Genomic DNA, 13915 nt, shown 5'->3' on the forward strand with positions numbered 1-13915 from the left:
CCTCGCCGCTGTCTCGGTCCGCCTCTGTGAGTGCGTCCGCGATCGTCTCGTGGATGCCGTCCGGGTAGACCGCGGCAGCGTCGTCGTCCTCACGCTCGTGTCGGTACTCGTTCCAGATCGTAACGGTAGCCATCGCCCGATACTGGACCGCCGATGGTCTTGGTTCGGACGGTCGATAGCCACTCTTGACGATTGTAATATCCTATTTCTCGTCCGGAGATGGGATGACGTTTGACGAGCTACTGTCGAAATCGATGAAAGATACGAGTCCGAATAGATTAATCGGTCACAACCCTTATTTTGATCGCTGCCCGCGTATCTCTATGAACCGGGATCGCTCGAAAACGGGATCGAAACGACGTGTTTCTAACTATTCGATGTACGGGGTCGGACCGAAAGGAGGTGTTTCCGAGTGATCGGCACGGGTATCGGTATCGGTATCGTCGGTCTCGGCGGGATGGGGCACCTCCACGCTCGCCACCTCCGCGAACTGGGCACGGACATCGTCGCGGGTGCGGACCTCGTTCCCGACCAGCGTCGGCGATTTGCCGACGAGTTCGGTGCCGACACCTACGAGACCCACGAGGGCCTCGTCGCCGACGAAGCCGTCGACGCGGTCGTCGTCTGTACTCCGAACCGATTCCACGAGCCGATCGCGACCGACGCACTCGAGGCGGACCGTCACGTCCTCGTGGAGAAACCGCTCGCACACAACCTGGAAAGCGCCGAGCGGATCGCCGATGTCGCTTCCCGGAGCGACGCGACCGCCATGGTCGGGTTCCACAACCGCCACGCGGCCTCGATGGCCATGTTCGAAGAACAGCACGCTCGCGGGCGTTTCGGCGAGTTGACCCACGTCGAGGCCAACTACGTCCGTCGGCGAGGGGTTCCCGGCCCCGGCTCCTGGTTCACCGATCCCGATCTCGCCGGCGGCGGCGCGCTACTGGATATCGGCGTTCACGCGCTGGACCTCGCCCTCTACGCGCTCGATTTCCCGGAACTCACCGAAGTGTCGGGCGTCACCCGGACCACGTTCGGCACCCGCGAGGAGTACGCCGATCCCGAAGGGTTCGGCGACAACTGGGAGTCCGAGGCCGAAACCTACGAGGTCGACGACTCGGTCAGTGCCTTCATCCGGACGGCCGCCGGGCAGACGATCTCCCTCGAGGCCGCTTGGGCGACCAATCGCGAAGAGAGCATGGACTTCCGAATTCGGGGCACCGAAGCCGGTGCCCAGTTCGACGTCGGCGACACCGACGTCGAAATCCTCGAGGCCGGCACCGCCGGCTGCGATCACTACGCGGACGTGTCCCTGACCGGCGACGCCTCGATGACCGGCTACAAGAAGCAAGACCGGGAGTTCATCGAGGCTATCGCCAGCAGCGCGTCGCCGACGACGAACACGATCGATGAGGCCCTGACCGTCCAGCGCGTGATCGACGCGATCTATCGCTCGAGCGAGACGGGTCGGGCCGTGAATCTCGAATCGACGGAACTGACTGAGGAGACACCGGAGCGTCGCAAGCGAATTAACTGACCCGAACCGAACTGGCTCCTGCTTCGTCCACTACTCCGGTTTCGACGCCAGCCTCGTATCCTCACCTTACGAAGAGTCGCCACTCGAGGGTTCGGACACACGATCTACCGAACCGAAAAACACCCCTCGAGGGTTCGGACACACGATCTACCGAACCGAAAAACACCCCGATTAGACGACTTCGTCGAAGTCGTGGTGGCCGTGGATGTCGACGCCCTCGTCGGTGATCTCACAGAGGAAGACGCCGTTGCCGGAGCCGGTGTCGCGTTCGGCGGCGGACTTGATCGAGCGGGCGGCGATCGTCGTCGCCTCGTCGTTCGTGAGGTCGTCCTCGTAGGACTGCTCGAGGTGGCCGTAGGCGAGTTGCATGCCCGATCCGGTGACGGTGTAGTCGTCTTCCATGACACCGCCGGCGGGGTCGATGCTGTAGACGTGGCTGCCGTCCTCGTCGACGCCGCCGAGGATCGGGTGGATAGCGAAGAACGGCCCGCCACGGGCGAAGTTGCCCGCCAGGTTGGCCAGCGCTTCGATACTCATGTCCTCGCCGCGTCGGGATTCGTAGAGGTTGACCTCGGCACGCAGCGTCGAGATGAACGACTGGGCACCGCCGACGCTGCCGACGAGCGTCAGGGCACCGGTCGGGTGGATCTGCTCGACCTTCTGGACGTTCTTGTTCGAGACGAACCGGCCGCCGAGGCTGGCGCGCATGTCCGTCGCGATGACGACGCCGTCCTCGGTGGTGATGCCGATCGTCGTCGTTCCCGTCTTGTTGACGTTGTCCAGATCGGCCTGCGTCAGGTCGTTCTTGGGCATCGAGCCGATCTCGGGCTCGTATGGGTTGGAGTCGTCGGACAGCTGGTCGACCGTCCCGGAGAAGCTCGAGTCGTGTGGCGTACGCATTGCCCGAAGGGTACGGCCGGGAGGATATAAAACCCCGGCGGTCACCACCGGCGTTTCCGCTACCCTGGCCGATCGACGGGACGCCGTTTGGCATCGACCAGTCGGTGTAGAGTGAGCTTCCTAACCGTCACGAAACGGTTTCAGGTGGGATTCGGTACGAAACCGGGGTCGGCCCGGACCCGTCGGTGGTCGGTCGTCGGTTCCGGCGAAAACGATCGTTGCGTGGGTGCGCTTAGTTCACGGTGACTGGGTGGCCTCGTAAGCGTCCTCGAGGTTGGCGAGGAGCTGGTGGATCGGCAGGGTTACCCCGGCCTGACGGGCAGCCATCGCGACCGGCATCGCGAGGATGCCGACCACGATACACAGCTGGTACAGTGCGAACAGGGTTGCGCGGTACACGCGGGATATCATCAGCGTTCAGCCGTGTCCAGAGGTGGGTAGTATATAAGCTTTCTTGAAACACTGCTTCCATAATGGTTGTTGGTAAATGATTGGGTCGCCGCAGTCATGCGATTCAACTCGAGTTTCGATAGCGACAACTCGAGGCGGACCGGAGCCGAAATAGGGGTATGCAGACGGGAATTGACCCGGCGAATTCTCGTAACTTATGCGCATTATCGGATTCACGTGCGCACTGCGGTCGCGCCGCGGACGGGCCGGTCTGGAGCCGACACGAATCGGGCGGCGAGTCCGAACCGCAAAGCAAGAGGCCCCCCGGGACGACCACAGCATATGAGCAACTACCTCGTCGCGATGGAGGCTGCATGGCTCGTTCGTGACGTCGAAGAGATCGACGACGCCATCGGCGTCGCCGTCAGCGAAGCCGGGAAGCGACTCAACAACGAGGATATGGACTACGTGGAAGTCGAAGTCGGCGCGACGGGCTGTCCTGCCTGCGGCGAGCCCTTCGACTCGGCCTTTATCGCGGCCGACACCGCGCTCGTCGGACTGGCACTCGAGATGGAGGTCTTCAACGCGGATGGCGAGGAACACGCCTCCCGGATCGCGAAAAGCGAGGTCGGCGGCGCGCTTCGTGACGTGCCCCTGACCGTCGTCGAGATCGTCGAGTCACCGGACGAAGACGCGTAACCGACGCGTCGGACTCGGTTCGGGAGCTGAAAGGCAGAGCAACTGGGAAACAGGGAAACAGGGAAACAGGGAAACCGGGAAACAGAGAAATGGGGACGACAGCCCACAGTTCCGTCTTCTCTCCCTGACATCTCCGAAGTCGTCTACGTCGAACACGTCCAGCGCCAGCGCCGTCCGGAGTTCGCGCCGGGACGGACGACTTTTGCCGGTGCCGCCGCGAGTTACGTACGATGCTGCGCAAGGAGCTGTGTCGCGTTTCACGGGCCGGCGGCGGCTACCATCCGCAGTTCGCCGACCGCTCCGACCGCCCCCTCGCGGCGCGAGTGATCGGGACCTTCCAGGGCCACGTCGGGGAGCCGCGGGGCGACCTCGAGGAGGCACTGACCGCCCTCGAACGCGAGAGCGACGACTACAAGCTCGTCCGTGGGCTCGCCGACCTCGTCGAGCGCGAGGCGACGTTCGAGACCGACGCCCCGATCGACCCCGAGCGAGCACGTCGAGCCGCCTTCGAGGCCGCGGCGGCCGTCGGCGTCGTCTCCGAGCACGAGCGCACGACGGCGCTGGCTCGTGCCGGCGAGTCCCTGTCCGTCTCGCCGGACGACCTCGAGCGGTCGCTGTACGCCGACCTCGAGGAGCGACAGGTGTTGACCGCGGTCGAGCCCCGCTGGGGTCCCGACGGTCTACTGGCTCAGTACAACCTCTCGCAGGCTCAGACGGCGCTGTTCGACGCGACCGAGGTACGCGTGCACACGAGCGATCCCAAATCGCTCGTGTCGGCGATCAAACGGCTCCGGCTCATGTACGAAATCCACCAACGCGACGGACCGAACGACCCGGACGACGCCGCGAGCGACCGCGAGGTCGTCGTCACCGGGCCGACGCGACTGTTTCGGTCCACGCGACGCTACGGGACACGGTTCGCACGACTCCTGCGGACGGTCGCGTCCGCCGAGGCCTGGCACCTCGAGGCGACGATCGACGACCGCGGGACCGAACGGATGCTCACGCTCTCTCACGAGGCACCGGTCGGAGTCCCCGACGCCGAGCCCGTCACCGACGTTAGCTTCGACAGCGGGGTCGAGTCCGAGTTCGCGGCCCGGTTCGAGGACCTCGATCTCGACTGGGAGCTGGTGCGCGAACCGGAACCGCTGGCGACCGGCACACGGGTGATGATCCCGGATTTCGCCTTCGAGTACGCCCATGCCGAGTTCCGGATTTTCTTCGAGATCATGGGCTTTTGGACGCCCGCGTACGTCGAGAAAAAGCTGTCACAACTCGCGGAACTCGAAGACGTCGCTCTCGTCGTCGCCGTCGACGAATCGCTGGGCGTCGGCGAGGAGATCGCCGCGCGGGACCACCGTGCAATCCCCTACTCGGGGTCGGTTCGCGTCAAAGATGTCGTCGACGTCCTCCGGGAATACGAGACGGAGCTGGTCGCCGAGACAGCGGCGTCGCTCCCGGACGAGGTGACCCCCGACGAGGATGCGATAGGCCTCGAGGAACTGGCCCAGCGCCGTGGCGTGAGCGCCGATGCACTCGCCGAGACGTCGTTTCCGGACCACGACCGCGTCGGTCGGACGCTCGTGCGACCCGGTGTGCTCGAGTCCCTTGAGGCGGCGATCGAGCCCGGCGCGGACCTCGCGGACGTCGAGTCGCTGCTAGAAGAGTACGGGATCGACGACGCGAGTGCCGTCCTCTCGAGGTTGGGGTATCGAGTCGAGTGGGAGGGTCTGGGTGGTGGGACGGTACGAAAGCGATGATCGGCAGTCGACGTTCGGTCGCGGTCAGTGGTGCTTTCCTAGACTCGCCGTGTTGCGACAAAGACATTTACCGGTTAGGAGTGTATCATTTCCCATGTCCCTCGAACAACGCGGGCGGAACTGCCACCGTCGATTGGGGCGGCCGTTGGGGTACTGCTGTTCGTGGTCCTCGGATACGCTGTGTTCACGGCGAACGTCTTTCTCGGCGTAGTCAGCGTCGTAGCGCTCGTGCTCACCACGTTCGTGCTCTATCTGTTCTACCGGTTGGTCGTCGCTGTCGAGGACATCGCGCACAAAATGTGAGGGTCCGGTTTCGGTACGGGATCAGCAACACACCTGCGGACGTGGCTGTCGGAACAGTCCTCACGGCTGTGCGGAGAACGCCCACTGGTCCGTCTCTTCGTCTGCGTGTCGAACCCTTACGGACGACCGCCGCCTACGGAGCTACGATGCTCGAACTCTACCAGGCCGAACAGTGCCCACACAGTACGGCGGTCCGCGAGAAGCTCACCGAGTTGGGCGTCTCATACGTCGTCCACAACCCCCGGTTGCCCGGCGACGAGGGCGGCGACGTACGCAACGAACAGAGACACGACCAACTGACCGAGATCGGCGGCGAGGACTCGATTCCGTTCCTGGTCGACACCGCTCGAGAGGAGACCCGCTACGAGAGCGACGCGATCGTCGACTATCTCGAGGACCACTACGCCTGAGAGTGGGTACACACGACACCGGTGTATCCACCCGTTTTGGCCGTCGGTCGCGTCTCCAGGTGGCCTGACACGGATGATCGCCGCCCGAACCGAGACGGGGCGCTAGCGGACACCCATCCGTCGGTTCGGGAACGGATCGAAGAGGCTGGTGGTGGTGGTGGTGGTGTTGGTGGTGTTGGTGGTGGTAGTGGTGACCCCCGGTCTCGGCGACACACTGTCGGACAGCGACGACGGCCGCTCGATCGACGCCGTGCTCGCCGACGACGGTAGCGACGATCTCGCGGGAACCGAGGCCCGAACGCTGGTCACCGGCGCGACGGCGGCCCCGTTCTTTCCGGACCGAATCCTGCGGGAGACCCACGATGGGCCGTCGTCGCGGAACCCACTGAACGGCTTACAGTTCTCGTTGCCGTCCCTTCGGCACCATCGAACGCAACTCGCCGTGGACGTAGAGGCCGATCCCCAGCGGCTCCAGTCCGTCCGCGATCCGGTGGCCCGCGATCAGGTAGCCCCAGTCGCCGTCCCACTCGAGTTCCTGGTCCTCGCCGGCGGCGAACGCGCGTGCCTCCTCACGCTCGAGTTCGATGACACACGCCTCGGCGTGGCGACCGAACCGCTGGGCGAAGTCGGTCGTCGGCTTCCAGTGTTCCTGTCGGGTCCGTAGACAGGTCATCCCCATGGCTTCGATCTCGATCGGCGTCGGCGCGTCGCCGCAGTAGATCCATATCTTGCCCGCGCCTTTCTCCCAGAACGTGTGTTCGTCGAACGTCGCCGGCGGGATGGCAAAGCGATCCTCGAAGTACTCGAGTACCTCTTCGCGGCTGACCCGTCCCTCGACGGTGCGTTCGTCGGGCGTCTCGGGAAGGCGGTCGAAGCGCTGGCCGTCGTTTTGCTCGCTCATGCTGTCACCTCCAGTTTCGCCACGAAAAAGCCGCCAGTGTCGTTGTGGTGGGGATAGATTCGTGCTGCGTGTTCGAGCGTCTCGTCGAACTCCTCGCCGTCCCACTCGGTGAGGCCGGGCGCGTACTCGAGGTCGAGATGGAAGTCGACCACCCGACAGTCCTCGGCCTCGAGGACGTGCTGGACGACTTCCTCGTTCTCTTCGGGGGCGAACGTACAGGTCGAGTAAACGACGGTCCCCCCCTCGCGGGTGGCCTGGACGGCCCGCCGCAGGATGCCCTTCTGGATGCCCGACACCGAGGCGAGATGGTCTTCCGACCAGTCCTCGAGCGCGTCGGGGTTCTTCCGGATCGTCCCCTCACACGAGCAGGGAGCGTCGACCAGTGTGCGGTCGAACGCGTCGAACTCGAATCGCTGCAGGGAGTAGTTACGCGCGTCAGCGTTTGTCACGGCGAGGTTCGTCGCTCCCAGCCGCTCGGCGTTGAACCGAAGCGCCGAAATGCGGCCGAGGTTGCTGTCGTTGGCGACCACCGTTCCCTCGTCGTTCATCAGTGCCGATAGCTGGGTCGCCTTCCCGCCCGGTGCGGCACAGGCGTCCCAGACCCGCTCGCCGGGCTCGGGATCGAGGACGACCGGCGGGACGGCCGAGACCTCCTCCTGGCCGTGGGTAAAGCCGTGAAACGACGCCCAGGTCGACCCCGGCGAATCCGTCTCGAGGCGCAACACCCGTGGGTTCCAGTCGGCCTGGTCGTACGCGACGCTCTCTTCCTCGAGCGCGGCGGTCGCCCGCTCGACCGAGGCCTTGATCGTGTTTATTCGGACGGCGTTGCCCAGCGGCCGCCGACAGGCCGCCAGAAACGCCTCGAAGTCGTCGACGATCGGTCGATACCGCTCGAGTGGCTCCATCGGATACCGGTTCGGGTGGCCGGCGCTTGTGGGTTTCGAAGCGGGCGTCGGACCGATCAGTCCCGGAACGGCGGGACGAGATCGAACGCCGCCGCGGCGACGACGGCCGCAAGCACCAGAAACGCACCGCCGAGCGCGCTCGCCCCCTCGAGGAGGCCACGAACACCGACGGCGAGAAACAAAAGCGAGAAGCCAAGCAGAGCCACGGTGCCGACGGCGTCGTAAACCCCGTCTCTCACCGTGTCTCGGACGCGTTCGTCCCGCTCGTCACGCCCGCTGTCGACGTTGTCGGCGGCCATATACGGGACTCATTACCGTCGACTGAAATAAAACCACCGCCAATTCCGTCGTCTTACTGCCGTCAAAACACTTCCCACGAATTTTTAATTCAGTACTTCGTTCCGCCGGACTAGAGATGACTGCCGACACAGACGCTCGAGACGTGGTGGTCGTCGGCGGCGGGACGGCCGGGTGTTTCGCCGCCGCAACCGCGGCGACGGAGGGGCTGGACGTCGTTCTCCTCGAGCGGAAACCGGAGGCGGAAGCCGGTCGCATCGCCTGTGGGGACGCGATTAAGGGCAAGAGCACGTTCCCCGACGTGATCGACCGCGAGCGGCTCAAAGCCGAATCGTTCACGAACCAGTCGATCAGCCGCGGCATCTTCGAGAACCCCCAGTCCGGCGACTCCCTCGAGATCACGTTCGGTGAGACGGGGGCAGTCGTCGACCGGTTCGCCTACGGCCAGGTGTTACTCGACGAGACCGACCGTGCTGGCGTGGAGATTCACTACGAAACTGTCGTCAACGACGTGATTCAGCCCGACGAGCGCGTCGACGGCGTTGTCGCGGTCCGGAACGGCGATCCAGTCAGGTACGAGGCCGACGTCGTCATCGACGCTGCGGGGGTGCTCTCGGTTCTGCAGGATCAGGCCGAGCTGTCGGCGTCGACGTTCGACACGAACGTCGACTACTCGCAGTTTTGTTCGGCCTACCGGGAGGTACTCGAGGTACCCGACCCCGTCGAGTGGGACGACGCGCTGGTGTTCAAGCCGACCCAGGAACTGGGCTATCTCTGGTATTTCCCGCGGTCGCCGACGGAGATCAACGCCGGTCTGGGGTTCCAGATGACCGAGGAACCGATGCAACTCGTCGACGCGCTGAAAGCCGATCTCGTCGATCGCCCCGAGTTCGCCGACGCGACGGTGACGAACAAACTCGGTGCGGCGTTGCCGACGCGGCGGCCGCTCGACTCGGCCGTCCACCCCGGGTTCGTCGCGGTCGGTGACGCTGCCGCCCACGTCAACCCCTGTACTGGCGGCGGCATCCCCGGCGCGGCCAAGGCCGGCCACTGGGCGGCCGAGGTGGCAGCCGACGCAATCGACGACGGCGACGTCAGCGAGTCCGCGCTGTGGGCGTACAACGAGCGCGTCCAGACCGACTTCGGGAAGCGATTCGCCGCGATGGACTGTTACAATATCTTCGGGACGGCCCACGAACTGGACGATCTCGTCTCCGTCATCACCGCTATCCCCGGCCAGCAACTCGTCGACGCGATCGGCAAGAAAGGAACCGCGAAGATGGGGCTCACTCTCAAACTGAAAGCGTTGTTCGAAACGTTCGGCCACTGGGATGTTCTCTACGAACTCTACAAAGTCCAGGATGTCGCCGCGTCACTGAAAGACGTCTACGACAGTTACCCCTCGAGTCCGGGTGGGTTCGACGCCTGGCGGGCCGAACGCGACGCCGTGATGGACGAGTTGTACGCTATTACGGGCGCGGACCCGAAGTACTGACGCCGGTCACTCGGGGCCGAACGTGCTGACGTTCTCGGGTTCGATCGAGACGATCACCCGTTCCGTCTCGATTTCGTTCGGGTACTCCTCTCTGTCCATGTATCGCCGCGTTAGCTCGTCGATGTGATCGCGTGCACCGTCGGTCGTTAGTTCGTGGACGCTGCCGGTCACGGACACCATTCGATACGCGTCGTCCGGATCGGTCATACTCACGGCCACGCGCGGATCGTTTCGAACGTTTTTCTCCTTTCGTCGTCCGCGCTCGGTATTGACGAGGAGTCGATCGGCATCGGCGTCGTAGTCGATCCAGACCGGTGTCACGTGGGGCGCTCCGTTCGGGAGGAGCGTCGAGACGTGCGCGATCGTCTCTTTTTCGAACAGATCGTGGAACGCAGCTGGGATCGCTGACATACCAGCGGTTGAGCGTCGACCCACTACAACTCGTCCCCTTACGACACCGGTGTCCGACCTGCTTCCACCTGCGTTCCTCCTGGTCGAGCTCCGTGGCTGGGTTCTCCACTCAAAAGTAGCCGACGCCATTTAGTATGGCCGGCAGAAACAACCGACCGCTTCCGGTAACGGAAGCGCCGGCGGGGAATGCGAACTCACTGGGTAGGTGGTGGGCATCCCCGCCGGGTTGCGCCTTCCGGCGCGTCCGACCATTTGAACAGCCACCACTTAGTGGTACGCAATTTTGTGAATCTATCGTGTGTAGATATTAACGGCAGTCGGTCTTTCAGAGGCGTGGTGCGCTTTGCGCACGCAACTGCGTGGGTGACAAAGAACAGCGTCGAATCAGGTACACACTGACTCGCAGTGGCTACTATACGGGGTCGACTCCCGTGTCACTGATCGAAGCGTAGCGAAGTCTTCGTCGATACTCCGACGATCGACGTGGGGTTCTATAGTCCGTCGGCACCTGGCCACAAACATGTCATCCGAACCGGACGTTACGGCGCTTTCGGCCACCGAACTCGCCGACAAAATCCGCCACGGGGAGCTGACAGCGACCGACGCCGTGGACGCCCACCTCGAGCGGCTCCGAGAGCGCGACGAGGAGATCAACGCGTTCGTCACCGTCTGTGAACCGGAGGCGCTCGAGGCTGCCACTGGTGCCGACCGCGCACTCGAGGCGACCGAGACACGAACACCGTCGGAGCCTCGCGAACGGATGGAACACGAGACGGACGAGGACATCGGGCCGCTACACGGCGTTCCCATCGCGCTGAAGGACCTCGGCGGGTTGAAAGAGGGGGTCCGACACACGTTCGGCTCGGCGCTGTTTGCCGACCACGTCGCCGAGCGGACGGCGGCGGTCGTCCAGCGACTCGAGGAGGCGGGCGCGGTCGTGATCGGAAAGACGAACACGCCGGCGTTCGGACACAAGGGGACGACCGTCAACGACGTGATCGGACCGACGGCGTCGCCGATCGCCCCCGAGCTCAACGCCGGTGGTTCGTCGGGCGGATCGGCGGCAGCCGTCGCCGCGGGCATGGTCCCGGTGGCGACCGGCAGTGACGCCGGTGGCTCGATCCGCATTCCGGCCGCGTGCTGTGGTGTCTACGGTCTCAAGCCCACGTTCGGGCTCGTTCCCGACGACAGGCGTCCGAGTGCGTTCGGCCGGTCGACCCACCACGTCACGATGGGCCCGATCACCCGCAGCGTCGAAGACGCCGCGCTGGCGTTGTCGGTCATGGCCGGTCCTCACCCCGACGATCCACGCAGCGTCCCCGTCGACGTCGAACCCCACAGCGGGCTCGAGCGTCCCGCCTCCGAGTTCCGGATCGCCTACAGCCCAGATCTCGAGGTGTTTCCCGTCGAAGACGACGTACAGGCTGTCGTCGAGGACGCCGTACAGTCGTTCGCGGCCGCGGGCGCGACCGTCGACGAGGTTCGGGTCGATCACGGCTACGGTATGGACGAACTGTGCGAGGCCGTCGAACCGACGTTTACGACCGCGATGGCCCGAACGGCGACGATACTCGAGGAGTCGACCGGTATCGACGTGCGGGAACTCGAGGATGGGGTTCCGGATAGCCTCCTCGAGATGATCCGGCGGGGCGACGCGTACGACCTCGCGGATCTCGCACGGACGGAACCCGTCAGGACGGACGTCTTCGACGCCGTCCAGGACGTTCTCGAGGAGTACGACGCCCTCCTCACGCCGACGCTTTCGCGGGTCGGCGTCGGCCTCCACGAGGACCCGGGCATCGACGCCTGGGAGTGGACCCTGACCTGGCCGTTCAACTGGACTGGCCATCCCGTCGCCTCAGCCCCTGCAGGACTGACGGACCGAGGTCGTCCAGTCGGCCTGCAACTCGTGGGGTCCCGATTCGACGACGCGACCGTGCTCGCGGCCAGTGCCGTCCTCGAACGCGAGCGGCCGTGGGACTGGTTGTACGACGAGTCTGCGTGAGGCGATGCGGTCGTTCGCGCTCGACTCGAGGATCGGGGAGACGTTCCGCAACCCAAACGCACTTTCCGCCGCTGTGTGACCGTTCGACTATGACGTCCAACGCCGATCCCAACCCCGACTCCGACCCCGACGAGATCGCACCCGACGCGTGTCCCACTGCGAGCGGGATTCCCATGCTCGGACTCGGAACCTGGCAGAACACCGACGCCGACGAGTGTGCCGAAAGCGTCCGGACCGCCCTCGAGACGGGGTATCGTCACGTCGACACCGCCCAGGCCTACGAGAACGAGGACGCCGTCGGCGAGGGAATCGCACGCGCCGACGTCGACGGCGAAGACGTCTTCCTCGCGACGAAAGTCTGGATATCGAATCTCGGACACGACGACGTGCTCGAGACCGCCAGGGAGAGTCTCGATCGACTCGGCGTCGATACCGTCGACCTGCTGTACGTCCACTGGCCCGCCGAGGCGTACGATCCCGAGGGGACTCTCGCCGCGTTCGATCGACTGTACGACGAGGGACTGATCGAGAACGTCGGCGTGAGCAACTTCCTCCCCGAGCAACTCGAGGCGGCAGCCGACATCCTCGACGCGCCGATCCTGGCCAATCAGGTCGAGTTACATCCGCTGCTTCCCCAGGAAGATATCCGCAAAGCCTGTGGGACAAACGACATCGAGGTCGTCGCCTACTCGCCGCTTGCCCGCGGCGAGGTGTTCGACCAAGCCGAGATTCAGACGGTAGCCGAGAAACACGGCGTCAGCGAAGCCCAGGTCAGCCTGGCCTGGCTGCGCGAGAAAGGCGTCGTCTCGATCCCGAAAGCGACGGGCGAAGCTCACGTCCGCGATAACTGGGCGTCCGTCGGACTCGAACTCGACGAGGAAGACGTCGACCGGATCGACGGAATCGACGAACGGGAGCGGCAGGTCGACCCGGACTTCGGTCCCTGGAACTGAGCCGGTCCCTTCGAGACGTCGAGACGTCCTGGCTGCCGGGAATTCGTATCGATTCTCGTTCGGTTGTGTAACCTGTAGGAGAGCATGAAAAAGAGGGAAAGTTTACGGTACGCCGGTAGTGTAGGTTGGGTATGTCCACCCGTACACGGAGCCGTGGCGGTGGTGGGATAGTCGGTGCGGTTAAGACCGACTTACGGCGGTTACACGGGGCCTGGATGGAACTCGTCTTTCCCAGGCAGCGTGGCCGCGGCCACTCCGTCATGGGCAAATGGGAACCGGAAACGCTGCCACAGAAAATCGCCTACTACGCCTGGAGCGCGCTCGGAACCGTCGGTCTCCTCGTCTTGTATCCGTTGACAGTACTTGGCCTGGCGACTCGCTACTACGCGGCGAAACTCGACTCCACTCGTACCCGACTCGGCATCGTCGGCGTGACCGCCGTCGCCCTGGTCGGCTGGGGGTTACTGACCCTCGCCTGGGGCGTGATGTCCTACATGGAGCAGTTCGACATTCCGATCGCCTCTGTCCTCGCCGTCGCGGCAGCGAGTGCAGTCGCAGTCGTTTCGACGTCGCTTGCCGCTGCCTGTAAGAAGTTCGGCGGCCGGGCACTTACGGTCGCGCTGGCGTACCCGTTCGCGATGACCTCGCTTTTCCTTCCGCCGGTCGTCGCCGCGCTAGTGACGCCTGCACTCGAGCCTCACGTACTCGATCCGAGCTACTCCTTTGCAGTCTGGCTGCTCGATAACCCGCTGTCGGTCTACGGTATCAACGAGGTGCTCCGGGCGAACTTCCAGCTCGAGGGCGCGGCCTACGCGGGGATGTGGGTCGGGATATCGTTCCCGCTTGGCTGGTTCCTCGGGATCGTCGTCGCGCTGGCGAACCTGGTGCGGCCGTCCGAGTAAGACCGGTCGACGAACCGTCCCCCGGTTTCGGGAAACATAAGGGAGGC

General features: G+C 64.5%; 15 protein-coding genes and 1 pseudogene. 9 read left to right on the forward strand and 7 right to left on the reverse strand.

Translation table 11 applies throughout. The features are described 5' to 3' along the window. Positions 1 to 133 (reverse strand): annotated as a pseudogene (locus C446_RS19760) (ThuA domain-containing protein); the annotation flags it as partial. A 279-nt stretch (positions 134 to 412) separates the two neighbouring features. Here C446_RS19760 and C446_RS02050 point away from each other — a divergent pair. Next, complete coding sequence (locus C446_RS02050; RefSeq protein WP_006671389.1) at positions 413 to 1537, forward strand: Gfo/Idh/MocA family protein; 1125 nt, start codon at positions 413 to 415, stop codon at positions 1535 to 1537. Between the two features lie 171 nt (positions 1538 to 1708). On the opposite strand, the gene psmB is transcribed toward C446_RS02050, so the two are convergent. Both psmB and C446_RS19225 read right to left on the reverse strand, forming a co-directional pair. Next, positions 1709 to 2437 carry an archaeal proteasome endopeptidase complex subunit beta gene (psmB, locus tag C446_RS02055; protein WP_006671390.1) on the reverse strand — a complete coding sequence of 243 codons (729 nt, stop codon included), beginning with the start codon at positions 2435 to 2437 and terminating at the stop codon, positions 1709 to 1711. Between the two features lie 237 nt (positions 2438 to 2674). Next, the gene (locus C446_RS19225; protein WP_006671391.1) at positions 2675 to 2848 is read right to left on the reverse strand and encodes a hypothetical protein; all 174 of its coding nucleotides are present in this window, start codon (positions 2846 to 2848) and stop codon (positions 2675 to 2677) included. Between the two features lie 321 nt (positions 2849 to 3169). Between C446_RS19225 and C446_RS02060 the strand changes: the two genes are divergently transcribed. From C446_RS02060 to C446_RS02075, 4 genes are all read left to right on the forward strand, one after another. Then, positions 3170 to 3526 carry a DUF555 domain-containing protein gene (locus tag C446_RS02060; protein WP_006671392.1) on the forward strand — a complete coding sequence of 119 codons (357 nt, stop codon included), beginning with the start codon at positions 3170 to 3172 and terminating at the stop codon, positions 3524 to 3526. 230 nt (positions 3527 to 3756) lie between these two features. Next, a complete protein-coding gene (locus C446_RS02065) occupies positions 3757 to 5286 on the forward strand; it encodes a DUF790 family protein (RefSeq protein WP_006671393.1) in 1530 nt (509 codons plus the stop codon). Between the two features lie 162 nt (positions 5287 to 5448). Further along, positions 5449 to 5589, forward strand: coding sequence for a hypothetical protein (locus tag C446_RS19765; RefSeq protein WP_239639440.1), 141 nt, complete (start codon positions 5449 to 5451; stop codon positions 5587 to 5589). A gap of 146 nt (positions 5590 to 5735) precedes the next feature. Beyond that, entirely contained in the window at positions 5736 to 5999 is a 264-nt protein-coding gene (locus C446_RS02075) for a glutathione S-transferase N-terminal domain-containing protein (RefSeq protein ID WP_006671394.1), read from the forward strand. 394 nt (positions 6000 to 6393) lie between these two features. On the opposite strand, the gene C446_RS02080 is transcribed toward C446_RS02075, so the two are convergent. From C446_RS02080 to C446_RS02090, 3 genes are read right to left on the reverse strand one after another with little or no spacing between them, the layout of a single operon-like run. Next, the gene (locus C446_RS02080) at positions 6394 to 6900 is read right to left on the reverse strand and encodes a DUF7122 family protein (RefSeq protein WP_006671395.1); all 507 of its coding nucleotides are present in this window, start codon (positions 6898 to 6900) and stop codon (positions 6394 to 6396) included. Then, entirely contained in the window at positions 6897 to 7805 is a 909-nt protein-coding gene (locus C446_RS02085) for an RsmB/NOP family class I SAM-dependent RNA methyltransferase (protein WP_006671396.1), read from the reverse strand. The genes C446_RS02080 and C446_RS02085 overlap by 4 nt, the downstream gene beginning before the upstream one ends. A gap of 56 nt (positions 7806 to 7861) precedes the next feature. Beyond that, the gene (locus tag C446_RS02090; protein ID WP_006671397.1) at positions 7862 to 8104 is read right to left on the reverse strand and encodes a hypothetical protein; all 243 of its coding nucleotides are present in this window, start codon (positions 8102 to 8104) and stop codon (positions 7862 to 7864) included. 116 nt (positions 8105 to 8220) lie between these two features. On the opposite strand from C446_RS02090, the gene C446_RS02095 reads away from it, so the two are divergent. Continuing rightward, positions 8221 to 9597: a geranylgeranyl reductase family protein gene (locus C446_RS02095; RefSeq protein WP_006671398.1), complete on the forward strand. Its 1377-nt coding sequence runs from the start codon at positions 8221 to 8223 to the stop codon at positions 9595 to 9597. Positions 9598 to 9603: 6 nt separating this feature from the next. On the opposite strand, the gene C446_RS02100 is transcribed toward C446_RS02095, so the two are convergent. Beyond that, the gene (locus C446_RS02100) at positions 9604 to 10008 is read right to left on the reverse strand and encodes a pyridoxamine 5'-phosphate oxidase family protein (RefSeq protein ID WP_006671399.1); all 405 of its coding nucleotides are present in this window, start codon (positions 10006 to 10008) and stop codon (positions 9604 to 9606) included. A 520-nt stretch (positions 10009 to 10528) separates the two neighbouring features. Between C446_RS02100 and C446_RS02105 the strand changes: the two genes are divergently transcribed. From C446_RS02105 to C446_RS02115, 3 genes are all read left to right on the forward strand, one after another. After that, the gene (locus tag C446_RS02105; protein WP_006671400.1) at positions 10529 to 12013 is read left to right on the forward strand and encodes an amidase; all 1485 of its coding nucleotides are present in this window, start codon (positions 10529 to 10531) and stop codon (positions 12011 to 12013) included. Positions 12014 to 12102: 89 nt separating this feature from the next. After that, the gene (locus tag C446_RS02110; RefSeq protein WP_006671401.1) at positions 12103 to 12966 is read left to right on the forward strand and encodes an aldo/keto reductase; all 864 of its coding nucleotides are present in this window, start codon (positions 12103 to 12105) and stop codon (positions 12964 to 12966) included. 131 nt (positions 12967 to 13097) lie between these two features. Beyond that, on the forward strand, positions 13098 to 13868 hold the full coding sequence (locus tag C446_RS02115) for a hypothetical protein (protein ID WP_049919979.1): 771 nt from the start codon (positions 13098 to 13100) through the stop codon (positions 13866 to 13868). Positions 13869 to 13915 lie beyond the last annotated feature (47 nt).

It is taken from the genome of Halobiforma nitratireducens JCM 10879 (genome assembly GCF_000337895.1).
Lineage (GTDB): Archaea > Halobacteriota > Halobacteria > Halobacteriales > Natrialbaceae > Natronobacterium > Natronobacterium nitratireducens.

Excerpts from the sequence above, each read along its gene's own strand:
- psmB (WP_006671390.1), bottom strand. The coding sequence starts at position 2,437 with ATGCGTACGCCACACGACTCGAGCTTCTCCGGGACGGTCGACCAGCTG.
- C446_RS02085 (WP_006671396.1), bottom strand. The coding sequence starts at position 7,805 with ATGGAGCCACTCGAGCGGTATCGACCGATCGTCGACGACTTCGAGGCG.
- C446_RS02075 (WP_006671394.1), top strand. The coding sequence starts at position 5,736 with ATGCTCGAACTCTACCAGGCCGAACAGTGCCCACACAGTACGGCGGTC.
- C446_RS02065 (WP_006671393.1), top strand. The coding sequence starts at position 3,757 with ATGCTGCGCAAGGAGCTGTGTCGCGTTTCACGGGCCGGCGGCGGCTAC.
- C446_RS02105 (WP_006671400.1), top strand. The coding sequence starts at position 10,529 with ATGTCATCCGAACCGGACGTTACGGCGCTTTCGGCCACCGAACTCGCC.
- C446_RS19225 (WP_006671391.1), bottom strand. The coding sequence starts at position 2,848 with ATGATATCCCGCGTGTACCGCGCAACCCTGTTCGCACTGTACCAGCTG.
- C446_RS02090 (WP_006671397.1), bottom strand. The coding sequence starts at position 8,104 with ATGGCCGCCGACAACGTCGACAGCGGGCGTGACGAGCGGGACGAACGC.
- C446_RS02060 (WP_006671392.1), top strand. The coding sequence starts at position 3,170 with ATGAGCAACTACCTCGTCGCGATGGAGGCTGCATGGCTCGTTCGTGAC.
- C446_RS02100 (WP_006671399.1), bottom strand. The coding sequence starts at position 10,008 with ATGTCAGCGATCCCAGCTGCGTTCCACGATCTGTTCGAAAAAGAGACG.
- C446_RS02095 (WP_006671398.1), top strand. The coding sequence starts at position 8,221 with ATGACTGCCGACACAGACGCTCGAGACGTGGTGGTCGTCGGCGGCGGG.
- C446_RS02080 (WP_006671395.1), bottom strand. The coding sequence starts at position 6,900 with ATGAGCGAGCAAAACGACGGCCAGCGCTTCGACCGCCTTCCCGAGACG.
- C446_RS02115 (WP_049919979.1), top strand. The coding sequence starts at position 13,098 with ATGTCCACCCGTACACGGAGCCGTGGCGGTGGTGGGATAGTCGGTGCG.
- C446_RS02110 (WP_006671401.1), top strand. The coding sequence starts at position 12,103 with ATGACGTCCAACGCCGATCCCAACCCCGACTCCGACCCCGACGAGATC.